Source organism: Streptomyces sp. NBC_01551, from assembly GCF_026339935.1.
Classification (GTDB): domain Bacteria; phylum Actinomycetota; class Actinomycetes; order Streptomycetales; family Streptomycetaceae; genus Streptomyces.
In genome coordinates, this window is the sequence record NZ_JAPEPX010000001.1 from 2,028,731 (window position 1) to 2,052,792 (window position 24,062).

Annotated in this window: 21 protein-coding genes and 2 tRNA genes; 5 read left to right on the plus strand and 18 right to left on the minus strand. The window is 69.9% G+C overall.

What is annotated here, in order from left to right; genetic code table 11:
* Positions 1–285 precede the first annotated feature (285 nt).
* From ndk to OG982_RS09135, 3 genes are all read right to left on the minus strand, one after another.
* Positions 286–699 (minus strand): nucleoside-diphosphate kinase, encoded by a 414-nt coding sequence (gene ndk / locus OG982_RS09125; protein WP_190031316.1) that lies wholly within the window; start codon positions 697–699, stop codon positions 286–288.
* Positions 700–804: 105 nt separating this feature from the next.
* Positions 805–1,170 (minus strand): DUF4233 domain-containing protein, encoded by a 366-nt coding sequence (locus OG982_RS09130; protein ID WP_266788103.1) that lies wholly within the window; start codon positions 1,168–1,170, stop codon positions 805–807.
* Between the two features lie 3 nt (positions 1,171–1,173).
* Positions 1,174–2,703 carry a folylpolyglutamate synthase/dihydrofolate synthase family protein gene (locus OG982_RS09135; protein ID WP_266788102.1) on the minus strand — a complete coding sequence of 510 codons (1,530 nt, stop codon included), beginning with the start codon at positions 2,701–2,703 and terminating at the stop codon, positions 1,174–1,176.
* A gap of 117 nt (positions 2,704–2,820) precedes the next feature.
* Between OG982_RS09135 and OG982_RS09140 the strand changes: the two genes are divergently transcribed.
* The 3 genes from OG982_RS09140 (at position 2,821) to OG982_RS09150 (ending at position 5,253) form a co-directional block, all read left to right on the plus strand.
* Positions 2,821–3,903, plus strand: coding sequence for a rod shape-determining protein (locus OG982_RS09140; protein WP_266948266.1), 1,083 nt, complete (start codon positions 2,821–2,823; stop codon positions 3,901–3,903).
* Between the two features lie 102 nt (positions 3,904–4,005).
* Positions 4,006–4,875: an IS5 family transposase gene (locus tag OG982_RS09145; protein WP_266949872.1), complete on the plus strand. Its 870-nt coding sequence runs from the start codon at positions 4,006–4,008 to the stop codon at positions 4,873–4,875.
* A gap of 72 nt (positions 4,876–4,947) precedes the next feature.
* Positions 4,948–5,253 carry a hypothetical protein gene (locus OG982_RS09150; RefSeq protein ID WP_266948268.1) on the plus strand — a complete coding sequence of 102 codons (306 nt, stop codon included), beginning with the start codon at positions 4,948–4,950 and terminating at the stop codon, positions 5,251–5,253.
* A 29-nt stretch (positions 5,254–5,282) separates the two neighbouring features.
* Here OG982_RS09150 and OG982_RS09155 read toward each other — a convergent pair whose 3' ends face one another.
* The 7 genes from OG982_RS09155 to OG982_RS09185 all read right to left on the minus strand — a co-directional run bounded on the left by OG982_RS09155 (position 5,283) and on the right by OG982_RS09185 (position 15,592).
* Entirely contained in the window at positions 5,283–6,431 is a 1,149-nt protein-coding gene (locus OG982_RS09155; RefSeq protein WP_266788100.1) for a sensor histidine kinase, read from the minus strand.
* A gap of 160 nt (positions 6,432–6,591) precedes the next feature.
* Positions 6,592–7,689: an NDP-sugar synthase gene (locus OG982_RS09160; RefSeq protein WP_266788099.1), complete on the minus strand. Its 1,098-nt coding sequence runs from the start codon at positions 7,687–7,689 to the stop codon at positions 6,592–6,594.
* A gap of 34 nt (positions 7,690–7,723) precedes the next feature.
* Complete coding sequence (locus OG982_RS09165) at positions 7,724–8,968, minus strand: hypothetical protein (protein ID WP_266948270.1); 1,245 nt, start codon at positions 8,966–8,968, stop codon at positions 7,724–7,726.
* A 17-nt stretch (positions 8,969–8,985) separates the two neighbouring features.
* Complete coding sequence (locus OG982_RS09170; RefSeq protein ID WP_266948272.1) at positions 8,986–10,347, minus strand: glycosyltransferase family 2 protein; 1,362 nt, start codon at positions 10,345–10,347, stop codon at positions 8,986–8,988.
* A gap of 207 nt (positions 10,348–10,554) precedes the next feature.
* A complete protein-coding gene (locus tag OG982_RS09175; RefSeq protein WP_266948273.1) occupies positions 10,555–11,334 on the minus strand; it encodes a hypothetical protein in 780 nt (259 codons plus the stop codon).
* A gap of 92 nt (positions 11,335–11,426) precedes the next feature.
* A complete protein-coding gene (locus tag OG982_RS09180; RefSeq protein WP_266788095.1) occupies positions 11,427–12,788 on the minus strand; it encodes a glycosyl hydrolase in 1,362 nt (453 codons plus the stop codon).
* A 182-nt stretch (positions 12,789–12,970) separates the two neighbouring features.
* A complete protein-coding gene (locus tag OG982_RS09185) occupies positions 12,971–15,592 on the minus strand; it encodes a valine--tRNA ligase (RefSeq protein ID WP_266788094.1) in 2,622 nt (873 codons plus the stop codon).
* 128 nt (positions 15,593–15,720) lie between these two features.
* Between OG982_RS09185 and OG982_RS09190 the strand changes: the two genes are divergently transcribed.
* Complete coding sequence (locus tag OG982_RS09190; protein WP_266948274.1) at positions 15,721–16,653, plus strand: hypothetical protein; 933 nt, start codon at positions 15,721–15,723, stop codon at positions 16,651–16,653.
* A gap of 65 nt (positions 16,654–16,718) precedes the next feature.
* Here the strand turns inward: OG982_RS09190 and clpX are convergent, their stop codons facing one another.
* From clpX to OG982_RS09215, 5 genes are all read right to left on the minus strand, one after another.
* Entirely contained in the window at positions 16,719–18,005 is a 1,287-nt protein-coding gene (gene clpX, locus OG982_RS09195) for an ATP-dependent Clp protease ATP-binding subunit ClpX (RefSeq protein WP_266788092.1), read from the minus strand.
* A 154-nt stretch (positions 18,006–18,159) separates the two neighbouring features.
* A complete protein-coding gene (locus OG982_RS09200; protein ID WP_123078325.1) occupies positions 18,160–18,834 on the minus strand; it encodes an ATP-dependent Clp protease proteolytic subunit in 675 nt (224 codons plus the stop codon).
* Between the two features lie 55 nt (positions 18,835–18,889).
* Positions 18,890–19,507: an ATP-dependent Clp protease proteolytic subunit gene (locus OG982_RS09205; protein ID WP_030026957.1), complete on the minus strand. Its 618-nt coding sequence runs from the start codon at positions 19,505–19,507 to the stop codon at positions 18,890–18,892.
* Between the two features lie 276 nt (positions 19,508–19,783).
* Positions 19,784–21,187, minus strand: coding sequence for a trigger factor (tig, locus tag OG982_RS09210; protein WP_266788091.1), 1,404 nt, complete (start codon positions 21,185–21,187; stop codon positions 19,784–19,786).
* A gap of 165 nt (positions 21,188–21,352) precedes the next feature.
* Positions 21,353–21,429: transfer RNA gene (locus OG982_RS09215), tRNA-Pro, on the minus strand.
* Positions 21,430–21,642: 213 nt separating this feature from the next.
* On the opposite strand from OG982_RS09215, the gene OG982_RS09220 reads away from it, so the two are divergent.
* A tRNA-Gly gene (locus OG982_RS09220) sits at positions 21,643–21,713 on the plus strand.
* Between the two features lie 82 nt (positions 21,714–21,795).
* On the opposite strand, the gene OG982_RS09225 is transcribed toward OG982_RS09220, so the two are convergent.
* The 3 genes from OG982_RS09225 to OG982_RS09235 all read right to left on the minus strand — a co-directional run bounded on the left by OG982_RS09225 (position 21,796) and on the right by OG982_RS09235 (position 24,005).
* Positions 21,796–21,990 (minus strand): hypothetical protein, encoded by a 195-nt coding sequence (locus tag OG982_RS09225; protein ID WP_030159386.1) that lies wholly within the window; start codon positions 21,988–21,990, stop codon positions 21,796–21,798.
* A 177-nt stretch (positions 21,991–22,167) separates the two neighbouring features.
* A complete protein-coding gene (locus OG982_RS09230; protein ID WP_266788090.1) occupies positions 22,168–22,623 on the minus strand; it encodes an HD domain-containing protein in 456 nt (151 codons plus the stop codon).
* A complete protein-coding gene (locus OG982_RS09235; protein ID WP_266788089.1) occupies positions 22,620–24,005 on the minus strand; it encodes a pyridoxal-dependent decarboxylase in 1,386 nt (461 codons plus the stop codon). Before OG982_RS09235 ends, OG982_RS09230 begins: the two co-directional genes overlap by 4 nt.
* Positions 24,006–24,062 lie beyond the last annotated feature (57 nt).

Consider the following 24,062-nt stretch of genomic DNA (forward strand, 5'->3'; position numbering starts at 1 on the left):
CCTTGTTCCCCATGAGGAGCGTCTGGCCTTCCAGTTGATAGCGGCTGCTGTCAGGTCGGCGAGGTGGGTGTGTGGGTGGAGGCCCCATCGTAATGCCGCAAGTATGAACACCGCGCGACGGGACTCCGGCAATCCCGCCGGAACGGATACCCGCCCCCATAGTGGTGACGTCGTGTCCTGTGCATGCGTTCCCGGTCGAGCCCGGTAATACCAAAGGGCGACCGAAATTACTTCGGTCGCCCCAGGTCATGAGCGCTATTCGGCTGATGTCTCGTCAGGAAGGACTCATCCGAGGGTGGGGAAGAACAGCTTCAGCTCACGCTCGGCGGACTCCTCGGAATCCGAGGCGTGGATCAGGTTCTCGCGGGTGATGGAGCCGAAGTCACCCCGGATGGAGCCGGGCGCCGCGGCGATCGGGTCGGTGGGTCCGGCCAGCTGGCGGACACCCTCGATCACGCGTTCCCCTTCGACGACCAGGACGACGACCGGGCCGCTCGCCATGAAGCCCATGAGGGGCTCGTAGAAGGGCTTGCCCTTGTGCTCGCCGTAGTGGGTCTCCAGGGTCTCCTGGTCCAGCGTACGCAGCTCCATCGCGGGGACGGTCCAGCCGGCCTTCCGCTCGATGCGGCCGATGATCTCGCCGATCAGGCCGCGACGGACGGCGTCGGGCTTGAGGATGACGAGGGTGCGCTGGGTCATGTTGCGGCTCCTTGCGGCAAACGGGTGCGGTCCCACGAATCTACAGGGGCTCGGCGGGGGCCCGGCCCGCAGCCCGGGCCCCGCGGCGCACCCGTACGAGGCGCCTCAGGCCTGCTGGGCCTCGGCCGGGGCCTGCGCCTCGGCCTGTGCCGCCCAGCGGGCCTTGATCGTGTCGATGCGGCGGCCGTAGTGCACCGAGCACCACCACAGGCCCGCGAAGACCGCGCCCAGGATGAACATCATCGGAACGACGAGCCCGCTCAGGATCAGCCCGATCTGGAGCGCCCAGCCGATCTGGACGGCCCCCGGCCGCGACAGCATCCCGCACAGCAGCACCGACAGCAGCATGGCGACCCCGCACACCGTCCAGACGGTCGCCTGGGTCAGGTCCGGGTTCTTCATCGCGACCAGCCCCGCGAAGCCGATCACGAAGAACTCGCCGATCAGCGTCGAAGCACACAGCGTGCGCATCCCTCAGCCCCTCTTCAGCAGCAGGCGGGCCTCGCCCACCGTGATCACGGACCCGGTCACCAGGACCCCGGCCCCTCCGTACTCGGCCTCTTCCTCCGCCAGGGTGATCGCCGCCTCCAGTGCGTCGTCCAGCCGCGGCTCCACCTGCACCCGGTCCGGGCCGAAGACCTCGACCGCGATCGCGGCCAGGTCGTCCGCGCTCATCGCCCGGTGGCTGGTGTTCTCCGTGACCACGACCTCCGCGAAGATCGGCTCGAACGCCTCGAAGACGCCCTTGACGTCCTTGCCGTCGCTCGCGCCCACGACGCCGATCAGCCGGCTGAACCCGAACGCCTCGGTCACCGCCTCCGCCGTGACCCGCGCCCCGGCCGGGTTGTGCGCGGCGTCCAGGACCACGGTGGGGCTGCGCCGGACGACCTCCATGCGGCCCGGCGAGGTCACCGAGGCGAAGGCCCGCCGTACCGTCTCCGCGTCCAGGACCCGGGCCTGCTGCCCGCCGATGCCGAAGAACGCCTCGACGGCCGCCAGGGCCACCGCCGCGTTGTGCGCCATGTGGGCGCCGTACAGCGGCAGGAAGATGCCGTCGTACTCGCCGCCCACCCCGCGCAGGGTCAGCATCTGGCCGCCGACCGCCACCTCGCGGGAGACGACGCCGAACTCCATGCCCTCGCGGGCGACGGTCGCGTCGACCTCGACGGCCTTCTTCAACAGCACCTGCGCCGCGTCCACCGGCTGCTGCGCCAGGATCACGGTGGCGTCCTGCTTGATGACGCCGCCCTTCTCCTGGGCGATCTCGCCGGGCGTGGAGCCGAGCCGGTCCGTGTGGTCCAGGCTGATCGGGGTGATCACCGCGACCGTCCCGTCGATCACGTTGGTCGCGTCCCAGGACCCGCCCATGCCGACCTCGACGACGGCCACGTCGACCGGGGCGTCCGCGAAGGCCGCGTAGGCCATCCCGGTGAGGACCTCGAAGAAGGACAGCCGGTACTCCTCGGCGGCGTCGACCATCTCCACGTACGGCTTGACGTCGTGGTACGTCTCGACGAACCGCTCGGCGCTGATCGGCGCGCCGTCCAGGCTGATGCGCTCGGTGATCGACTGCACGTGCGGGCTGGTGTAGCGGCCGGTGCGCAGCTCGAAGGCGTTCAGCAGGGCCTCGATCATGCGGGCGGTGCTGGTCTTGCCGTTGGTGCCGGTCACGTGGATGGAGGGGTACGCGCGCTGCGGCTCCCCCAGTACGTCCATCAGGGCGGCGATCCGCGAGACGGACGGCTCCAGCTTGGTCTCGCCCCAGCGGGAGGAGAGCTCCTCCTCCACCTCGCGCAGGGCCTTGTCCACCTCCGGGTCGGCGGGGCGGGAGGGCGCCTGGTCGGTCTGCGGGGCTCCGCCGTGTGCGCGCAGGGTGCGGCTGCCGGCCTCGATCACCGCCAGGTCGGGGTCTCGGTCGGACTCTTCCGCCACGATCCGGTCGAACGCGTCGGGGCCCTCGCCGAGGTCGTCGGGGCCGTGGCTCTCGGGCTGCTGCTCACTCACAGGGCCAGTCTACGGACGAGGGGCGGGAGGACTTTCGGCCCGGCTGTTTCAGGACCTTCGACGGGAAGGTCGACCAGATCGTTATGCAAGCCTTGCGGGCAGGAGATTGGGGAACAAATGCCGCAGGCGCGCAGCGAGAAGACAGGTTCGGACAAGCCGGCCAGGACGGCTTCCGGCCGCGACATCCGCGACATAGGCATCGACCTGGGGACCGCGAACACGCTCGTCTACGCGCGGGGGCACGGGATCGTCCTCAACGAGCCGTCCGTGGTGGCGGTCAGGGCGGGGACGACCACGGCGCTGGCCGTCGGTGCCGAGGCGAAGGAGACCATCGGCCGCACCCCCGGCTCCATCACCGCCATCCGCCCGCTCAAGGACGGGGTGATCTGCGACTACGAGGCCGCCGAGGAGATGATCCGGCACTTCGTGCGCAAGGCCGTCCCGGGGCGCCGGCCGCGCACCCGGATGGTGATCTGCGTGCCGTCCGGGGTGACCCCGGTGGAGCGGCGGGCCATCGTCCACGCGTCCACCCGGGCGGGGGCCAGGAGCGTGCACCTGATCGAGGAGCCGATGGCGGCGGCGATCGGGGCCGGGCTGCCGGTGGCCGAGCCGCGCGGCTCCATGGTGGTGGACATCGGCGGCGGTACCTGCGAGGTCGCCGTGATCTCGCTGGGCGGCATCGTCACCGCGCGGTCGCTGCGGGTCGGCGGGGACCGGCTGGACGCCGCGATCATGGACTACGTGCGCAAGGAGCACGGGCTGCTCATCGGCGAGCGCACCGCCGAGGACGTCAAGGTCGGCATCGGCTCGGCCTGGCCGGTCCCGGACCGGCCGGAGCTGGAGACGCGGACGTTCACCGTGCGCGGCCGCGAGCGGGTCGGCGGCATGCCGAAGACGCTCTCGCTGGGCGCCGCGGACGTACGGGCCGCGCTGGACGAGCCGGTCGAGGCGATCATCGCCGCGGTGCGCACCACCCTGGAGGAGTGCCCGCCCGAGCTGTCCGGCGACGTGATGGAGCACGGCATCGCCTTGACCGGCGGCGGTGCGCTGTTGCCCGGCCTGGACCTGCGGATGGCCTCGGCGACCGGGATCCCGGTCTTCGTCGCCGACGCCCCGCTCGACTGCGTGGCTCTGGGCTCCGGCAGGTGCGTGGAGGACCTGGACACCCTGAACAGCCTGCTGGTCCCGGCGAAGGCCTGACCGCGACTGACCGCGACTGCCGCGACGGCCCCGGCCGTCTGCGGCTAGGCCGTGTTTTAGAAGTGATCCCATGCCTTGCCGCGTGCCGTGATGATCTCTGGTGTGGGGCGAGGGGACCTTTCTGACGAGCAGTGGGTAGTGCTGGAACCGATGCTGCCGGAGGCAGTTTCGGGCAGGCCGGCGGCATGTCGACGGAAGCTGATCAACGGGATCCGCTGGCGGGTGCGGACTGGCGTCCCATGGCGGGATCTGCCGCCGGAATACGGGCCATGGCAGACGGTCTACGGCCTCTTTCGCCGGTGGCAGCGAGACGGCACCTGGGCCGCCGTGCTCACTGGCTTGCAGGCGCGGGCGGACGCGGCCGGGTTGATCACGTGGGAAGTGAGTATCGACTCCACGATCTGCCGGGCCCACCAACATGCCGCAGGCGCCCGCCGTGCTGGAGCGTCCCAGAAGGAGTCACCGGGCGGGGTCCGGGTTGAGCCCGACGATCACGGCCTGGGCCGGTCCCGGGGAGGATTCACCACCAAGATTCATTTGGCCTGTGAGCAGGGGCAGCGTCCGCTGTCGCTGCTGGTGACCGCCGGGCAGCGTGGTGACAGTCCCCAGTTCACCGCGGTCCTGGAGGCCATCCGGGTGCCGCGCATCGGGCCGGGGCGTCCCCGGGTCCGTCCGGTGCGGGTGAGAGGCGACAAGGCGTATTCGTCCCGTGCCAACCGGGCCTACCTGCGGCGGCGGGGGATCCAGTGCACGATTCCCGAGCCGGCGGACCAGGTTGGGAGCCGAAAGCGACGTGGGCAGGCTGGAGGTCGACCTCCCGTCTTCGACCCTGAGGACTACAAGGCCCGGCATGCAGTGGAGTGCGGAATCAATCGCCTCAAGCGCAACCGCGCGGTGGCCACGCGGTTCGACAAACTGGCCGTCCGTTTCGAGGCCACCGTCGTGGTCGCAGCGATCAACGAATGGATGTGACCGGACATTACTGTCACACGCGCGTGCCATCCTGACCCCTATCAGAGCGTGCAGACGAGGGGAGAGCAGCCAGTGGGCCGCCTGTACTACCGGGCAGACAGCGAGGACGGCGACCGAATCGACGACCCCTCCGAGGACGCGCTGTTCATGATGATCAGTGATCTCAACGGCTCGGACAACACCTTCGTCGTAGTCCAGCCCGACGAGGACGACCCCGTCTGGTTCGCCTCCGTCACCGTCGCGGGCGAACGCGGCTACGAGGTCGTCCGCCGCGATACCTCTCGGAACGAGCACGAGGTCACCATGGCAACCAGCATCAACGACATCGCCCGAGACCTCACCGTCTGGATGGCCGCCCGGCACTTCCCTGGCCGGTAGCCAGAACAATCACCACGTCTAAACACGACCTAGCCGCGCGGGAGGGTGGCCACCACCGTGTACGAGTCCGGCGTGCGCGTCGCCGTCAGGGTGCCGCCCAGGCTGCGCACGCGCTCGGACATGCTCGCGGTGCCCGAGCCCGCCGAGACGGGGGCGCGGGCCGGGACGCGGGCCGGGAGGCCGTTGCTGACGGCGATCCGCAGCTGGGGGCCGTCGGCGGCGATGGAGACCTCGATGGTCTCGCCGTGGGCGTGCTTGGCGGCGTTGGTCAGGCATTCCTGGACGACCCGGTAGACCGCCGCCTGCCGCAGCGGCGACAGCCCGTGCACCTCGGGGTCCATGACCAGCCTGACGGGCGAGCCCGCCCGCCCGCTCTCCTCCGCGAGCGCCGCCAGCCCGTCCGCTCCCGGGGTCGAGGCCCGCTCCCCGCGCTGCACGATGATCTCGTTGAGCACCAGGTGCGCCCGCCGCGCGGTGTCGGCGAGTTCCTCGAAGTCCTTCGCGTACGCCGTCTCGCGCGACCGCATCGAGAGCACCTCGGAGCGCACCGTCAGCAGCGTCAGCTCCCGCCCGACGAAGTCGTGGACGTCCCGCGCGACCGAGGTGCGCTCCTGCTGGACGGCCTGGAGCACGGCCGACTCGGCCCGGCGGACGTCGAGCTCGCGCACCAGGTCGTGCCGGTAGGCGGCGATGCCGACGGCCGTGGCGAGCGCGCCGATGGGCACGACCAGGCTGAGGAAGGAGCTCAGGTCCTGGCCGGCGGGCTCGGGCCAGCCCGGCACGCAGAACATGGCCAGCGCGAAGGCGACGTAGCCGACGGTGGCGAGGATGCCGGCCCGGCGCCCCCGGTAGCGGCCGACGGAGTACAGGGCGAACTGGATCAGCGTCAGCTCGTGCAGCCACCCGATGAAGACCAGGGCCACGGCGTACGCGATCCACGGCATCCGGCGCCGCGCGAGCAGGCTCGTACAGCCGACGGCCAGCACGGCGGCGGCGCTCGGGCCGCTCAGGGAGTTGTCGGCGGCGGCGAGGCCGGGCAGGTCGAGGGCCATCAGGGCGAGGCAGCTCAGGGCCGTGAGGACGTCCAGTGCCCGCGGGGACCCGGCCCAGCTCTCGCTCAGGCGGCGGCCGGCGGCCACGACCCGGTGGAGCGCCGAGGCGGCGGGCTTGACGTGCATGCCCTCCATCATCCGTGGTCGGCTCCGCGAACGCCTCGGCCGACTGGTGGATAGAACGTGATATGCCGCACTCCGGACATCACGGCATCGCCGCATCGCGACGTCACGGCATCGCGACGTCACGGCATACGGCCCCGGGCAGGCCGCCCCGGCCCCGGCCTCAGGAGGCCAGGACCGCCGGGGCGGCGGAGACGCGGACCGCGTGCGCCGGCAGCCGGACCCCGCAGTCGATGCGCAGACCCGCCGTCAGCTCGTTGTCCGGGCCGATCACCGCGCCGTCCCCGACCACCGTCGAGAGCAGGACGCTGCCCTCGCCGATGGCGGCGTGCGCGCCCACCACGGAGCTGCGCACCAGGCCGCGCGCCGCGATCCGGGCGCCGGGCAGCACGACGCTGGCGTGCACGACCGCCCCCGCCTCGATGACGGCGTCCTCGCAGACGACGGTCCCGCCGCTGAGCCGGGCGCCGGGATCCACCCGGGCCCCGGGCAGGACCAGCGCCTCACCGACCGGGCCGGGCAGCGCGGGCGAGGAGACGAGACCGCGTACGAGATCGGCGGAGCCGCGTACGAACGCCTGGGGCGTGCCGAGGTCGAGCCAGTAGCCGTCCTCGACGACTCCGTTGACCAGGGCTCCGTCGGCGAGCAGCGCCGGGAACGTCTCGCGCTCGACGGACACCTCCCGGCCGGCCGGGATGGTGTCGATGACGGAGCGGGTGAAGACGTAGCACCCGGCGTTGATCTGGTCGGTGATGATCTCGGCCTCGGTCTGGGGCTTCTCCAGGAAGGCCCGTACCCGGCCGTCCGCGTCGGTCGGGACGAGCCCGAAGGCGCGGGGGTCCTCGACGCGGGTGAGGTGCAGGGTGACGGCCGCCCCGGATGCCGTGTGGGCTTCCCGCAGTCCGGCGAGGTCCACGCCGGAGAGGATGTCGCCGTTGAAGACGAACACCGGCTCGCCGGGGCCGCAGGTGAGCAGCTCCGCGGCGTTGCGGATGGCCCCGCCGGTGCCGAGCGGGACGTCCTCCTGGGCGTAGACCAGTTCCAGGCCGAGCGAGGAGCCGTCCCCGTACTCCGCCTCGAAGAGCTCGGCGAGGTAGGAGGTGGCCAGCACCAGCCGGGTCACCCCGGCCGCGGCGGCGCGCGCGAGCTGGTGGGTGAGGAAGGGGACCCCGCCCACCCGCAGCAGCGGCTTCGGGGTGTGGGTGGTCAGCGGCCGGAGTCGGGTCCCCTTGCCGCCGACCAGCAGGATTGCCTCGCTCATGCCGGGCGCGTCGCTTTCTCGTGGTGGGTGTCGGTCACGGCGCGGTGGTGCCCGGACCCGCGTAGTCGGAGCCGAAGCAGGTCCGGATGGCCTCTTCGGTCGCCGGACGTCCCGCGAAGTTGAAGCGGGACTCCGATTCCTTGGGCGCCTTGCGGGGGTTGGAGTCGAAGTAGATCGACCACCAGTACACGCCCGCCAGCTTGCGCTGCTGCACGACCTGGCAGACCGCCTCGTACCAGTTGGCCTGCACCTGCGGGTTGACCTTGCGCTTGGTGTAGAAGTCGCCGGGCGAGTGGTAGGCCCCGTCCATGGCGCTGATGCCCGCCTCGGCGAGAAGGATCTTGGGCAGCGGGCCCTTGCCCTTCTTGTCGAGCCACGTGTTCCAGCCGTCCACGAGCCGGCCGACGGGTGCGTCGTCGTCCACCTTCACGGGGAAGTAGGCGTCCACACCGAGCCGCTTGACGGGGACGTCGATCTTGCCGGTCGAGAAGTTGTCCCAGTTGGCGTCGTAGGAGATCTCGCCCGTGAAGTGCTTGCCGGCCGCGGAGATCAGGGGCTTCCAGCCGGCCTGCCCCTCCATGGAGTTCAGCTCGGTGCCGAGCACGAAGGTCGACACCTGCTCGCGCTGCGCCACCTGGAGGTAGGGGGCCAGGAAGGCCTCGTACGAGGCGAACCAGGCGGCCTTGTCGGACGGCTTGATGTTGCCCCGCCAGCCCTCCGGCGGGATGAGCGAGGCCTCGTCCAGGATCGGGCGGACGGTGGTGCGCAGGCCCGCCTCGTGGAAGACGCGCAGGACCGTGTCGAGGTGCTCGGGGGTGGGGGTGTTCTTCCCGGCCGCGAGCTTCGTCGAGGTGCGGCCCTCCGTGTAGAAGGGGAAGGAGAGCGCGACCGAGTTGGCCTTCAGCCCGACGATGTAGTCGGCCTGTTCGCGGGCCTTCTTGGCGAGGTACTCCTCGCTGTGCTCCTTCTTGTCCTCCCAGAAGATCTGCACGCCCCACTCCGGCATGCCGGCCTTCCAGGGACTGGCCACCGTCTTGGCGGGCTTGGCGGGCTTGGCGGACTTCCCGTCGCCGGAGCCTTCGCCGCCGTCGGCGAGCAGAGCGTCACCGTCGCCGCCGCCCTTGGCATCGGAGTCGTTGAGGACCACGATCGGCTTGAAGGAACCCGCCTTCCAGCGCAGCGGGTGGTCGCCGATCACGAACGGCAGGCCGAGGACCAGGGAGGTCACGGTCACCGGCAGGATCGCGAGCAGGGGGACCTTGGAACGCTTCTTCTTCATGACGGGCTTCCGGTTGCTCACGCGGGCTTGGCGATGACGACGAACTTGTTCTCTTCGCGCTTGATGAACTTGATCAGCCCACGCAGGCCGCCCAGTCCCTCCATCACGGAGAACAGCGGAATGAGGCCGAGCACCGCGATCGGCTCCCACCAGCGGCGCTTGCCGTCCGCGGAGACCAGGGAGTTGAGCCGCAGCCCCTCCCAGTACGTCCAGATGACGTACGCGAAGCTCAGCGACCACATGATCACGACGGACTGGGTCACGGGCGAGGTGTTGAAGTCACCGATGAACCAGGCCACGAGCAGGACCGTCGCGACGTGCTGGAGCGGGCCGAGGACCCAGCTGACCATGCAGAGCATCAGGAACCAGCGGTAGCGGAAAGGCACCGTCCGGTTGAAGCAGAGCGCGACCAGGCCCCAGGCCCAGCGCTCGCGCTGCTTGATGAAGTCCCTGGTGTTGGCCGGCGAGGCGCCGTAGCAGCGGCCGTTGAACCAGTCGCTGCGGCCGGGGTACTTGCGGCAGAACGTCAGCGCCAGCTGCGCGTCCTCGACGATGGCCTTGGGCCCGAAGTCCCAGCCGATGGTGGCCTCGATGGAGGCGCGGAGCAGCAGCAGCTCGCCGTGCACGCCGGCGACGGGGGTGCCCAGACCCGTGAAGGCCCGGAAGCGGGCTATGTCGTCGGCGGGCCGCACCGCGTCGGCCAGCCAGGTGAAGCGGTTGACCGCGTTCTCGCGCGGGTAGGCCAGGATGCCCTGCGCCATGTGCTTGGCCTCGTCGCCTGCGCGCCGCTGCCGGTTGATGAACTGGGCCATGGAGGCAGCGGTGTCGGGGCCGACGCCGGTGTCGTCGTCCATGTGGAGCACCCAGACGTCGTCGAGGGCCTCGCCCTCCTCGATCCGCAGCTCGTGGGCGTAGTTGTTGGCCCGGGCCTTGAACCGCGTCCCGTTCGCCGTCTCGTACACCTTGGGTACGGCGACCACCCGGATCAGCGGGTTCATCGCGGCGAGCCCGTCGATCCGCTCGGTCGCCTCGCAGCCCTCCTCCGTGAGCACGTCGACCCGCATCCGCGGGAAGTACGGCGGGAGGTGCTCCACGTAACTGAGGACCGAGCGCTCCAGCGCCGGGTAGGTGTCGTGGCGGCCGATGGTCGGCACGAGCACGACGAGGAAGTCCTCCTCGACCGGGGCCGCCGGGACCATCTCGTGCGACTTGCGGACCCGGCGGCGGATCAGCAGGACGCCCTGGAAGCCGACCAGCACACCGATCGCGGGCAGCGACCAGATCACCGACAGCGTCCAGCCCAGCGGAGTCGGGTTCGGCTCGAACACCCAGAGGCCGAAGCTGACGAGGACCAGGAAGGGCAGCAGGAACGCCAGCACGCTGGGCTTCCAGTCTGCATGCCGCTGAACGATCTTCGCGTCGCGCCGGGACGTGGGGGGCGCGACTTCTTGAACGGGGACGGGGGACATAAGGAGTGGTCCTTCTGGATTCGCCGGGTCAGCTCGCGCTGGGGCGGTGTCTGCTGGGCGTGGCGGCGGCGGCCCCCGGGAACGGGTGGGGCGTTCCCGGGGGCCGCCGCCCGCCGCCTACTGCTGGGGCGGCTGCTGGGGCTGGTCCTGCGGCTGCGCGGGCTGCTGCGGCTGCTGCCAGGGACCGCCGTACGGGCCGGCGGTGCCGTAGCCGGGCTGCGGCTGGCCGTAGCCCGTCTGGGGCTGCTGCGACGGGGGCTGCGGGGGCTGACCCTGCTGCTGCGGCAGGGGCTGCGGCTGGGCGTAGCCGGTCTGCGGCTGCTGCGGGTACTGCTGCGGGGCCCCGTACGGCGGCTGCGGCTGCTGCTGGGCCGCCGCGCGCTGCGCCGCCTCGTGGGCCTGGCGCGCCTCGTGCGCCTGCGCGCTCCAGGGGTTCACCGGGGGCTGCCACGGCTCGTAGGCCGCGAAGTCTCGGAGCAGCAGCACGATGAGAGCGATCGTCACGAGGAACCCGACGGCGAAGGTCGTCAGCTTCAGCCCGCCCTGGAGGGTGTTGGTGAAGTAGTCGGTCTGCTTCGCGTCGAACAGCGCGCCGGTCAGGCTGCGCGTGCGGTTGTAACCCTCGATGGCCGCACCGCCGATGATGACGCCCCGGCCGAGGGTGTTGCCGCGCAGCACCAGCAGGCCGCCCGCGACGTAGACGATGCCCCAGTTGAGGTTGAAGGTCTCGGCGGCACCGGAGCCGTCGCCGATGCCGTAGTAGACGATTCCCTGCAGGAAATCGACGATGCCCACCTGCCAGAAGCAGTTGTACAAAGCCCAGATGAGCAGGACGCCTGCCCAGCCCATGGCCACGAAAGCGGCTACACGGTGGGCGCGCGGCGTTGAGGCGGTCAACTTCACTCCTATTCAACTTCCCCGACAGGGTCTGGCCGGCCAGTGGTGCCTGGTCCGGACCCTCCGAAGCATCCCATCTGAAAATAACGAAACTACGACGTTCCCTCGTGCAATGAGGGCCAACTCACACCCGTGGGGCCGGTTTCCTTGCCACCGATGACCGTCTTCGGGTCGTTGTACGTCCGCTCAACGTCCTTTGCGGAATTCTTCGCTGTCAGTCCGTCACCCCAGACGGTCCATAGGACCCAAGGGGCGTCGTCGAGCGTCGTGCGCTGCTTGGCGTTGAGCGGAACGTGGAAGGACTCCGCCAGGATCCGCGGTTTTCCGTAGTCCTTGAGCTCCCGGTGCCACTTCGACGTCCAGCCGCCCTTGCCGAACGGTTGCTCAGGTGAACCGCTGTAATCGTCGACCCCGACCACGTCCACGTAGTCGGCGCCCGGGTAGAAGTCCCAGGGTTCGACGCCGTGGAGGCCGTCCCAGGCCGTGGGCGCCCACACGAAGATGAGGTTGTGCAGCCCGCGCGAGCCCACCAGGTAGTGGTACAGCAGCTCCCAGAGCTTCACGAACTGCTCGGGCTCCAGGCCCGCCCACCAGAAGCGGCGCTCGTCGTCGATCGCGTTCATCTCGTGGTACGGCCGCAACAGCACCGGCACGTCGTGGGCGGCCAGGTATCCGAGGTGGTCCGCGAGGAACGACAGGTCGAGCAGCAGCGCCGCGTGCTCCGTCGTGCCGGGCGTCAGGACCCGGTCGATCCACCGGGGGTCCTTCGCCGCCGGGGACTTGCCGCGCATCGTGTGCTCGAAGCTCTTGACCGGGCTGCCCGGCCACGGCTGGTGGAACGACATGCCGACCAGGCCGGCCGGCGCTCCCCCGTTGGTGGGCAGCACTGTCTTCGAGCCGGTCCAGATCTTCTCGGTGCCGGTCGGGTTGTACGAGCCGTCGGCCGGGCGCGGCAGTCCGTGCCAGACGCCCATCGCGAGGTCCACGACGTCGTTCGTGTAGGCCCAGAACTCCTGCCGGGCGGGCCAGGCGGCGCGCGAGTAGTCCCGCGGTTCGCCCACGCCCCAGCTGCCTTGCTGGTAGCCGGGGCCCAGGTCCAGTTCGAGGAAGCCGGGCAGCTTCCCGGTGATGTCCTGGGGCTTGCGGTAGTAGTACCCGGGCACCTTGGGGCCGTTGTGGTCGCCGTACTCCGGGTTGTACCGCTCGTTGTGGACCTCGGCGTGCTGGCCGATGATCGTGCCGCGGCGGTGGCCGGCGCGGGCGTCGGCCTCCAGCGCGGCCAGCAGCTTGTAGACGGCCCGCGCCGTGTCGCAGGCCCTGGGGTCCCGTGACACCAGGTCCTTCTGCAGGCCCTTGTCGGCCGGGCGCGACGTGCTGAAGGCCGCGACCCCGGCGAGCGTGCCTCCCATGGCGGCGGTCGCAGCCGCCCCGATGAGGACATTGCGACGCTTCATGTACTCGCGTACCACTGCCAGACACACCCCCTCGTTCCCCAGCCGCACCGCCACACACTTCATGTGACGGGCATACAGACTGCTCAAGCCGGGAAACGGTTGCGAGAAACCCCTGGGGTGTACGTCACAATACGCGTCGGCCCCCGGGCGGTTCGCCCGGGGGCCGACGGCGCTACGAGGTGCTACGCGGGCGGCAGCGCGTCCAACTGGGCCTGGATCCGCGCGATGTCGGCCCCGGCCTTGGCCAGCCGGTCCTTGATCTTGTCGACCACGTTGTCCGGGGCCTTGGCGAGGAACGCCTCGTTCCCGAGCTTCGCCTCGGCCTGCTGCTTCTCCTTCTCGGCGGCGCCGAGGTCCTTGGAGAGCCGCTTGCGCTCGGCGGCCACGTCGATCGTGCCCGACAGGTCCAGCGCGACCGTGGCACCGGCGACCGGGAGCGTCGCGGTGGCGCTGAAGGAGTCACCCTCCGGCTGGAGCCGCAGCAACTGCCGGATGGCGCCCTCGTGCGCGGCCAGCGGCGTGCCGGCCAGGTCCAGGCGGGCCGGAACCTTCTGGCCCGGCTGCAGACCCTGGTCGGCGCGGAACCGGCGGACCTCGGTGACGACGGCCTGGAGGTTCTCGATCTCGGCCTCGGCGGCCTCGTCACGGAACCCGCTGTCCGAGGGCCACTCGGCGATCACGACGGACTCGCGGCCGGTGAGGGTGGTCCACAGGGTCTCGGTGACGAACGGGACCACCGGGTGCAGCAGGCGCAGGGTGACGTCCAGGACCTCACCGAGGACCCGCGCGGAGACCTTGGCCTGCTCGCCGCCGGCGAAGAACGTGGTCTTCGACAGCTCGACGTACCAGTCGAAGACCTCGTCCCACGCGAAGTGGTAGAGGGAGTCCGACAGCTTCGAGAACTGGTAGTCCTCGTAGAAGGCGTCGACCTCGGCCACCGTCTTGTTCAGACGGGACAGGATCCAGCGGTCGGTGGCGGACATCCGCTCGGCCGGCGGCAGCTCGCCCTCGACCGTGGCGCCGTTCATCATCGCGAAGCGCGTGGCGTTCCAGATCTTGTTGGCGAAGTTGCGGGACGCCTGGACCCAGTCCTCGCCGATCGGGACGTCGACGCCCGGGTTGGCGCCGCGCGCCAGGGTGAAGCGGACGGCGTCGGAGCCGTACTTGTCCATCCAGTCGAGCGGGTTGACGGCGTTGCCGAAGGACTTCGACATCTTCTTGCCGCGCTCGTCGCGGACCATGCCGTGCAGGGCGATGGTGTGGAACGGCGGGGTGCCGTCCATCGCGTAGAGGCCGAACATCATCATCCGGGCGACCCAGAAGAAGAGGATGTCGTAGCCCGTGACCAGGACGGAGTTCGGGTAGAACTTCGCGAGGCTCTCGGTCTGGCGCGGCCAGCCCATGGTGGAGAAGGGCCACAGGCCGGAGGAGAACCAGGTGTCCAGGACGTCCGTGTCCTGGGTCCAGCCCTCGCCGGCCGGCGGCTGCTCGTCGGGTCCGACGCAGACGACCTCGCCGTTCGGGCCGTACCAGACGGGGATGCGGTGGCCCCACCACAGCTGGCGCGAGATGCACCAGTCGTGGAGGTTGTCGACCCAGTCGAAGTAGCGCTTCTCCATCTCCTGCGGGTGGATCTTGACCCGGCCGTCGCGGACCGCGTCACCGGCGGCCTTGGCGAGCGGGCCGACCTTGACCCACCACTGCATGGACAGCCGCGGCTCGATGGTGGTCTTGCAGCGCGAGCAGTGGCCGACGGAGTGGGTGTACGGGCGCTTCTCGGCGACGATCCGGCCGTCGGCGCGCAGCGCGGCGACGATGGCGGAGCGGGCCTCCAGCCGGTCCAGGCCCTGGAAGGGGCCGTGGGCGGTGATGATCGCGTGCTCGTCCATGACCGCGAGGTTCGGCAGGTTGTGGCGCTGGCCGATCTCGAAGTCGTTCGGGTCGTGCGCCGGGGTCACCTTGACGGCGCCGGTGCCGAACTCGGGGTCGACGTGCTCGTCCGCGACGACCGGGATGCGGCGGCCGGTGAGCGGCAGCTCGATCTCGGTGCCGACGAGGTGCTTGTAGCGCTCGTCCTCGGGGTGGACGGCGACGGCCGTGTCACCCAGCATCGTCTCGGCGCGGGTCGTCGCGACGACGATGGACGCTTCCCCGTCGCCGTACCGGATGGAGACGAGCTCGCCGTCGTCGTCCTGGTACTCGACCTCGATGTCGGAGATCGCGGTCAGGCAGCGCGGGCACCAGTTGATGATGCGCTCGGCGCGGTAGATCAGCTCGTCGTCGTAGAGCTTCTTGAAGATGGTCTGGACGGCCTCGGACAGGCCCTCGTCCATGGTGAAGCGCTCGCGGGACCAGTCGACACCGTCACCCAGACGGCGCATCTGCCCGGAGATCTGCCCGCCGGACTCGCCCTTCCACTGCCAGACGCGCTCGACGAACGCCTCGCGGCCCAGGTCGTGGCGGGACTTGCCCTCCTTGGCGAGCTCGCGCTCGACGACGTTCTGGGTGGCGATGCCGGCGTGGTCCATGCCCGGCTGCCACAGGGTCTCGAAGCCCTGCATGCGCTTGCGGCGGGTGAGGGCGTCGATCAGGGTGTGCTCGAAGGCGTGCCCCAGGTGGAGGCTTCCCGTGACGTTCGGCGGCGGGATGACGACGGTGTACGGAGCCTTGTCGCTCTTCTCGTCCGCCTCGAAGTAGCCACGCTCTACCCAACGCTCGTAGAGCTTCCCCTCTACCTCGGCCGGCGCGTACTGGGTCGGCAGTTCGGAGTTGGGGCTGCTGGGTGTCTGCGTGTTCTCGGTCACGAGTCACAGTTTAGGGCCGTAACAGTCCAGTCATGAAACCGGTAATCGGGGGGCCCGGAGACCCTTGCCGCTCCGCCTTCCGTCAGGATGTCTGAAACGCATAAGGATTCCTGAAGGGGGACGCGGGCATGAGTTTCAACCAGCCGGGACCGTACGGGGGCCAGCAGCCTCAGCAGCCGGGGCCGTACGGCGGCCAGCCGGGACCGTACGGGCAGCCGCCGCAGGCTCCCCAGCCCGGGTACGGCTACCCGCAGCAGCCCCCGCAGGGTTACCCCCAGCAGCCGGGCTACCCCCAGCAGCCCCCGCAGCCTGGCTACGGCTTCCCCCAGCAACAGCAGCAGCCCCCGTACGGCATGCCGGGCCAGCAGCCCCCGAAGAAGTCGAAGGCGGGCGTCGTCATCGCGGTCGTCGTCGCGGTCGCGGTGGTCGCGGGCGCCGGCTGGTACTTCACCCAGGGCGGCGGCGCGGGCAGCATCGCGGCCGACACCAAGGGCTACAAGCTGGTCGCCCCGGAGACGGTGGACGACTTCAAGAAGAGCACGAAGTACCAGGAGCCGCCGTTCACCGACAAGGACAAGAAGGAAGCCGAGCAGGCGGGCGTGAAGAACCCCGCCCAGGTCAGCATGGACTACCAGTCCGGTGACCCGGGCAACCCGCTGTCGACCAAGGGTCTCAACTTCAAGGGCGTGTACGGAGAGCTCTCCGACCCGGAGAAGGCGGTGGACGCCTACTTCGCCATGGCCAAGCTGAACGCGAGCAAGGGCGGCCAGGGCATGACGGCTGAACTCATCGGAAGCCCCAAGGAGATGAGCCCGGCCGGTTTCAAGGGCGCCGTGATGAAGTGCCAGGAGGTCAAGTTGATCTCGACGAAGAACGACCCCTCCTACAAGGGCCCCAAGGAGATGACGCTCCCCATCTGCATCTGGGGTGACTACAGCACCCTGAGCATGGTCACGGCGTCGGACGTCGCCTCCCTGCTCGCCGGCAAGCAGGGCTACACCCTGGAGCAGACCGCGGACCTCACCGCGAAGGTCTACAACACCGCCCGCGTCAAGAAGTAGTTCGCACCACACGAAGAAGGGGCGCCCCCGGCCGGGGGCGCCCCTTCTGGATGTCCGACTGCCGGCTACGCCGACTTCTCGTGCGGGCCCTGGTCCTTCGGGACGATGCGGGGGACCAGCGTCGGGTTGACGTTGGAGCGGACCACGTCCGGGGTGATGACCACGCGGGCCACGTCCTTGCGGGACGGGACCTCGTACATCACCGACATCAGGACCTCTTCCATGATGGCCCGCAGACCGCGCGCGCCCGTCTGGCGGAGGATCGCCTGGTCCGCGATGGCCTCAAGCGCCTCGCGCTCGAAGTCCAGCTCCACGCCGTCGAGTTCGAAGAGGCGCTGGTACTGCTTCACCAGCGCGTTGCGCGGCTCGATCAGGATCTGGAGCAGGGCCTCGCGGTCCAGGTTGTGCACCGAGGTGATGACGGGGAGACGGCCGATGAACTCGGGGATCATCCCGAACTTCACCAGGTCCTCCGGCATGACCTCCTGGAACTGGTTGCTCGCCTCGATCTCGCGCTTCGAGCGGATCGTCGCGGCGAAGCCGATGCCCTTGGCGCCCGCGCGCGACTCGATGATCTTCTCCAGGCCGGCGAAGGCGCCGCCCACGATGAAGAGCACGTTCGTCGTGTCGATCTGGATGAACTCCTGGTGCGGGTGCTTGCGGCCGCCCTGCGGCGGGACCGAAGCCGTCGTGCCTTCCAGGATCTTCAACAGGGCCTGCTGCACGCCCTCGCCGCTCACGTCGCGCGTGATCGACGGGTTCTCGCTCTTGCGGGCGACCTTGTCGATCTCATCGATGTAGATGATCCCGGTCTCGGCCTTCTTGACGTCGTAGTCGGCCGCCTGGATCAGCTTCAGCAGGATGTTCTCGACGTCCTCGCCGACATACCCGGCCTCCGTCAGCGCCGTCGCGTCGGCGATGGCGAACGGGACGTTGAGCATGCGGGCCAGGGTCTGAGCCAGCAGGGTCTTGCCCGAACCCGTCGGACCCAGCAGCAGGATGTTGGACTTCGCGAGTTCGATCGCGTCGTCCCGGCCCTGCGCGCCGCCGTTCTCGCCGGCCTGGACCCGCTTGTAGTGGTTGTACACCGCAACCGAGAGCGCCTTCTTCGCCGGCTCCTGGCCGACGACGTAGCTCTCCAGGAACTCGTAGATCTCACGGGGCTTGGGGAGTTCCTCCCACCGGACCTCGGAGGTCTCGGCGAGCTCCTCCTCGATGATCTCGTTGCAGAGATCGATGCACTCGTCGCAGATGTACACACCGGGTCCTGCGATGAGCTTCTTCACCTGCTTCTGGCTCTTTCCGCAGAACGAGCACTTGAGCAGGTCGCCGCCGTCACCGATGCGTGCCACGAGGTGCTTCCCCTTCGCCTGGGAGCCGCCTGGTTCAGCGACTCCTGGTGCCTCATATCCGACGGTACCTTGCCGGGGGCCCCGTGCGGGGCCCCCTTGACGTGGTTCACATCGCCGAATGTGACGACGTGCCCACGCCAACTGGCGGCAAGGATCAGGCCGCGTTCATCTTTCGGGTGGAGACGACCTGGTCGACCAGGCCGTACGCGAGCGCGTCCTCGGCAGTGAGGATCTTGTCGCGCTCGATGTCGTCGCGGATCTTCTCGATCGGCGTCGTCGAGTGCTTGGCCAGCATGTTCTCCAGCTGGTCACGCATGCGCAGGATCTCGTTGGCCGCGATCTCCAGGTCGGAGAGCTGCTCGCGGCCGGTGCCGCCCGACGGCTGGTGGATCAGCACGCGGGCGTTCGGCAGCGCCAGACGCTTGCCGGGGGTGCCGGCGGCGAGCAGGACGGCGGCGGCCGAGGCCGCCTGGCCCATGCAGACCGTCGAGATGTCCGGCTTCACGAACTGCATCGTGTCGTAGATCGCCGTCAGCGCGGTGAAGGAGCCGCCGGGGCTGTTGATGTAGATCGAGATGTCGCGGTCCGGGTCCATCGACTCCAGGCACAGCAGCTGCGCCATGACGTCGTTGGCGGAGGCGTCGTCGATCTGCACGCCGAGGAAGATGATGCGCTCCTCGAAGAGCTTCGCGTACGGGTCGTACTCGCGCACGCCCTGCGAAGTGCGCTCGACGAAGCGCGGGATCACGTAGCGGTTGTCCACCTGCGGGCCGGTGTAGAGGCCGCTCGCGGGAGAGAGATTGTTCATGTGCATCTGGGTGTTCACCATCCTGGTGGCGTTCTGCGGGCTGTCGGCTGCGGGGTACTGACGGTGGGTACCGGGATCAGGCCCCGGTGCCGCCGCCGCCCGGAACGTTGGACGCGGCCGAGATGATCTCGTCGATGAGGCCGTAGTCCTTGGCCTCCTCGGAGGTGAACCAACGGTCGCGGTCACCGTCGCGGATGATCGCCTCGACCGTCTGGCCCGAGTGGAACGCGGTGATCTCGGCCATGCGCTGCTTGGTGCGCAGCAGGTACTGGGCCTGGATCTTGATGTCGGAGGCGGTACCGCCGATACCCGCGGAACCCTGGTGCATCAGGATGTCGGTGTTCGGCAGGGCGAAGCGCTTGCCCTTGGCGCCGCCGGTGAGCAGGAACTGGCCCATCGAGGCGGCCATGCCCATGCCGATGGTGACGACGTCGTTCGGGATGTACTGCATGGTGTCGTAGACCGCCATGCCGGCCGTCACGGAACCACCGGGGCTGTTGATGTACAGGTAGATGTCCTTCTCCGGCTCGGCGGCCAGGAGCAGGAGCTGCGCGGTGATCTTGTTCGCGATGTCGTCGTCGACCTGCTGGCCGAGGAAGATGATCCGCTCGCCGAGCAGCCGGTTGTAGACATGGTCGCCGAGGCCGCCACCGATGGACGGCTCACCCGCGGCGTAAGGCTTCAGATTCGTCACGTATCCACCTGCTCGTCTCCGACGGCCACATGCCGTCTCAGCGTCTCGTTCTGGGGCGCGGACCGGCCGGTGCGGACGACGTCCGCCGGCTTCGGGTACTCCCGTGCCCTCGTATTCATGGACCCTAACGCGCAGGTCGGACAACGCCATCCCGCTTCCCGAACTGTTCGCTCGGAGCGCAAGCTCCGCGGCCCTTCCCGCGGGCATGCCGAAGGGCCCGGACGCGGCTGCGTACGGGCCCTTCGGGGCACTGCTCAGTGGGCTTCGCCCGGGGTGTTACTTCGCCTCGTCGGCCTTGGCCTCGTCCTCGGCGGCGTCACCCTCGACAGCGGCCTCGACGGTCTCGGCGGCCGTCTCGACCTCGTCCTCGTCGTCGGAGAGGTCGACGACCTCACCGTTGGTGTCGACGACCTTGGCGGCCTCGACGACGACCGCGAGGGCCTTGCCGCGCGCGACCTCGCCGACCAGCATCGGGACCTGGCCACCCTCGACGACCGCCTGGGCGAACTGGTCGGGGGACATGCCGGAGGACTGGGCACGGCGCATGAGGTGCTCGGTGAGCTCCTCCTGGTTGACGCCCAGCTTCTCCTTGTTGACCAGCGCGTCGAGGACGAACTGGGTCTTGATGCCCTTGATCGCCTGCTCGGAGGTCTCGGCGTCGAACTCCTCGACCGTCTTGCCCTGGAACTCGAGGTACTTCTCGAGGGTCAGGCCCATCTGGCCGAGCTGGTGGTGCTCCAGGTTGTGCTTGCGGGTCTGGACCTCGTCCGCGAGCAGCTTCTCGGGGATCGGGACCTCGACCAGCTCCAGCAGCTTCTCCAGGACGCGCTCCTGGGCCTGCGTGGCCTGGTCGTACTGCTTCATGTTCTCCAGGCGGGTACGGCTGTCCGCCTTGAGCTCGTCGAGGGTGTCGAACTCGCTCGCCATCTGGGCGAACTCGTCGTCCAGCTCCGGCAGCTCGCGGGCGGAGACCTTGGTGACCTTGACGGTGACCTCGGCGTCCTTGCCCTCGGCGGAGCCGCCCTTCAGCTGGGAGGTGAAGGTGGTCTCGCCACCGGCCTCCAGGCCCTTGACGGCCTCGTCGATGCCGTCGAGGAGCTCGCCCGAGCCGATGGTGTACGAGACGTCGGAGGCGACTCCGTCGGGCAGCACCTCGCCGTCGACCTTGGCCTCCAGGTCGATGGTGACGACGTCACCCTCGACGGCGGCGCGCTCGACGTCCTTGGTGGACGCGAAGCGGCCGCGCAGCTGCTCGACCGACTTCTCGATGTCCTCGTCGGAGACCTCGATGGCGTCGACCTCGACCTCGATGCCGGAGTAGTCCGGGATCTCGATCTCGGGGCGGACGTCGACCTCGGCGGTGAAGGCCAGCAGCTCGCCGTCCTTCAGCTCCGTGATGTCCACGTCGGGCTGGCCCAGCGGGTTCAGGTCGGCCTCGTTGACCGCCTCGGTGTAGAACTTCGGGAGGGCGTCGTTGACGGCCTCCTCCAGCACCGCACCGCGGCCGAAGCGCTGGTCGATGACGCGGGCAGGGATCTTGCCCTTGCGGAAGCCCTTCACCGTGACCTGCTGGTTGATCTTCTTGTACGCCGCGTCGAGGCTGTCCTTGAGCTCCTCGAAGGGCACCTCAACAGTGAGCCGAACCCGAGTCGGGTTCAGGGTCTCCACGGCGCTCTTCACGGTTCGGTCTCCTTGTGGCTGACTGCTGGGGGTTCTGCCGTCACGCTGCGATTCAGCGGTTCAGCGGACTTCGGCCCGGTACATCAGACACACGGGCACGCAGCTTGCATAGTAACCGCAAGCGGCAATCAGCCCACAACGCGATCTTCGTGAGGAGAGTGCTGGTGGTCGGGGTGGCCGGATTCGAACCGACGACCTTCCGCTCCCAAAGCGGACGCGCTACCAAGCTGCGCCACACCCCGTCGGTGCGACACGTAGGGTACATGCCCGAACGCCCTCCGACACGCCGCGGCCGCGCGCGGTCTCCCGGGATCGCACGCGAACGCCCGCACGGGCGCCCGCGCGGGCGCGCACGCCGGTCCGCGCTCCGGCTCCCGGATGTGGTGTGCACTCCCCCTGCTCGACCCGCTAGGATGCTGCCTGTGCCGCGGTCCTCGACCTGCGGCGCACGTGTTGCGGGTGTAGCTCAATGGTAGAGCACTAGTCTTCCAAACTAGCTACGCGGGTTCGATTCCCGTCACCCGCTCTGAACGAGAAAGGGCCAGGTCAGAGGATGTTTCCTCCGCCTGGCCCTTCGTCGTGTCCGGGGGCGCTCCCGGGGTCCGCCGCTAGAGCTTGATGCCCGCGATGGTGTCCGCGAGGGAGTTCAGGAAGCGGTTCACGTCCGGGGCGATGGAGCTGGACGCGAGGAAGAAGCCGAAGAGGACCGCGACGATCGCGGGGCCGGCCTTGATGTGGTTGCCGCGGATCAGCACCACCAGGATGACCGCCAACAGAACCACCACTGACAGCGAAATGGCCACTACTGATCACACCTTCGGTCGTCCCCTGGTCGGCCCGGGGCGTACGGCCACGCGCGCCCCCACATGGACCATCCTCCCACCAACGAGCCCTGGGTATCCGCCCCGTGACGAATCGACATCGTCACGTTTGCGCCAACCGCATGCGCCTGGGGCATGTTTCGGGTGCGGCGCCGCCGGTCACGGCGCGGCGAGGCCGAGGAGCGAACGGACATACGCGTACTTCGCGGACAGCCGCTCCCGGGTCGGGCCGTCGAGTACGGAGAGCCGTGCGGGGTCGGCGTTGTGCGCGAGGTCGGCCTCCTTGACGAGAAGGGCGCCCGGGGTGGCGAGGATGCGGGCCGTGTACTCCTCGACCGGCTCGCCCGGGCGCTTGGTCAGCGCCAGGACCATGTCCTTGACCGGCCGCGGGAGGGCCGCGCCTTCCAGCCACGCCGGGGTGAGCGCGTCGTCCTCGATGGCGTCGTGGAGCCAGGCCGCCGCCTGCTGCTCGGCGCTGCCGCCGCGGACGCGGACGCCCTCGGCGACGGCCGCGAGGTGCTCGGCGTAGGGCCGGCCGGCCTTGTCGGTCTGCCCCTCGTGCGCCGAGCGGGCGAGGGCTTCGACCTCCATGAGGGTCAGGGGGCTGCTCGTCATGCGATCTCCCTTGCTGCCGTACGGAGGGCCTCGGCGGCCCGGCGCACATCCGCCTGCGTCGTACGCCAGTTGGAGAACGCCGCACGCAGGGCCGGGGTTCCCGCGAGGACGGTGGGGGTGACGAACACCTCCGCGCCGGCGGCTTCCCGCAGGGCGGTGAGGCGGGCCGGGGTGGGGTCTTCGGCGAGGGTGAAGCAGACGACGTTCAGGCGGACCGGTGCGAGGAGGCGGAAGGCCGGGTCGGCGTCCAGTTCCGCGCCCAGCGCCCGGGCGCAGGCGATGTCGCGCTCGACGATCTCCCGGTGGCCCTGGCGGCCGTAGGCGCGGAGCGTGAACCAGGCGGCGAGGGCGCGCAGCCGGTGGGAGTTCTCCGGGGTGAGGTGGACCAGGTCGGGGTGGCTGCCGAGGGGGCCGAGGTAGGCGGCGGCGTTCTGGAAGACGCGGGCCTGCAGGTCCTGGCGGCGGGTGAACTGGACGGCGCTGTCGTAGGGGACGTTGAGCCACTTGTGCAGGTCGACGCAGAGGGAGTCGGAGGCGTCGAGCCCGGCGGCGAGGTGGGCGTGCTCCGGGGAGAGGGCGGCGAAGGCGCCGAAGGCGGCGTCGGTGTGCAGCCAGAAGTCGTGGCGCCGCTTGAGCGCGGCGACGGCGCGGAGGTCGTCGAAGTCGACGGTGTTGACGGTGCCCGCGTTGGCGACGACGACGGCCGGGCCGGGGGTGTCGGCGAGGGCCCGGTCGAGGGCGGCCGGGTCGACGGCCTCGCGGCCGGGGAGGGTGGGCACGGGGACGAGGCCGGCGCGGCCGAGGCCGAGGACGGCGAGGGCCTTGGCGATGGAGGAGTGGGGCGCGCCGGAGAGGACCCGGACGCGGCCGAGCGCGGCCGCGCCGTCCTCGGCGACGCGGACCCCGAGCCGTTCGCCGAGCCATTCGCGGGCGATGGCGAGGCCGGTGGTGTTGGACATGGTGGCGCCGCTGACGAAGGTGCCGGAGTGGGCGTCGGAGATCCCGAAGAGCTCCCGGAGCCAGCCGACGGTCTCGCGTTCGAGGTCCTGCCCGGCGCCGTCCAGGGCGGAGTTGGAGTTCTGGTCGTGGGCGGCGGTGAGCCAGTCCCCGGCGAGGGCGGCGGGGGTGGCCCCGCCGGTGACGAAGCCGAGGTAGCGGGGTCCGGCGGTGGCCGACAGGCGGGGCTCCCAGCGGTCGCGGAAGGCGGCGAGGGCGGCGTCCGCGCCGACGCCGTGGTCGGGGAGCGGCTCGGGCGGCGGGGTGGCGCCGGGTACGACGACGGGACGTGTGTCCAGCGTCGCGAGGGCGTCGGCGGCGGCGCGGCGGGTGGCGTCGAGGAGTTCGGGGAGCCGGGCGAGATCGGCGGCGAGCGTGCGGTCCATGGGGGCACGGTAGGGCGCGGGCCGGGGCGGCGGGCGGGCCAATCCGGGGTGAGTGGC

What these genes read in the sequence shown, in the direction of transcription:
- OG982_RS09230 (WP_266788090.1), bottom strand. Translation starts at nt 22,623, where the DNA reads ATGACGAGCAGCCCCCTGACCCTCATGGAGGTCGAAGCCCTCGCCCGC.
- OG982_RS09165 (WP_266948270.1), bottom strand. Translation starts at nt 8,968, where the DNA reads ATGAAGAAGAAGCGTTCCAAGGTCCCCCTGCTCGCGATCCTGCCGGTG.
- OG982_RS09140 (WP_266948266.1), top strand. Translation starts at nt 2,821, where the DNA reads ATGCCGCAGGCGCGCAGCGAGAAGACAGGTTCGGACAAGCCGGCCAGG.
- OG982_RS09155 (WP_266788100.1), bottom strand. Translation starts at nt 6,431, where the DNA reads ATGCACGTCAAGCCCGCCGCCTCGGCGCTCCACCGGGTCGTGGCCGCC.
- OG982_RS09190 (WP_266948274.1), top strand. Translation starts at nt 15,721, where the DNA reads ATGAGTTTCAACCAGCCGGGACCGTACGGGGGCCAGCAGCCTCAGCAG.
- OG982_RS09130 (WP_266788103.1), bottom strand. Translation starts at nt 1,170, where the DNA reads ATGCGCACGCTGTGTGCTTCGACGCTGATCGGCGAGTTCTTCGTGATC.
- ndk (WP_190031316.1), bottom strand. Translation starts at nt 699, where the DNA reads ATGACCCAGCGCACCCTCGTCATCCTCAAGCCCGACGCCGTCCGTCGC.
- OG982_RS09235 (WP_266788089.1), bottom strand. Translation starts at nt 24,005, where the DNA reads ATGGACCGCACGCTCGCCGCCGATCTCGCCCGGCTCCCCGAACTCCTC.
- OG982_RS09200 (WP_123078325.1), bottom strand. Translation starts at nt 18,834, where the DNA reads ATGGTGAACACCCAGATGCACATGAACAATCTCTCTCCCGCGAGCGGC.
- OG982_RS09160 (WP_266788099.1), bottom strand. Translation starts at nt 7,689, where the DNA reads ATGAGCGAGGCAATCCTGCTGGTCGGCGGCAAGGGGACCCGACTCCGG.
- OG982_RS09180 (WP_266788095.1), bottom strand. Translation starts at nt 12,788, where the DNA reads ATGAAGCGTCGCAATGTCCTCATCGGGGCGGCTGCGACCGCCGCCATG.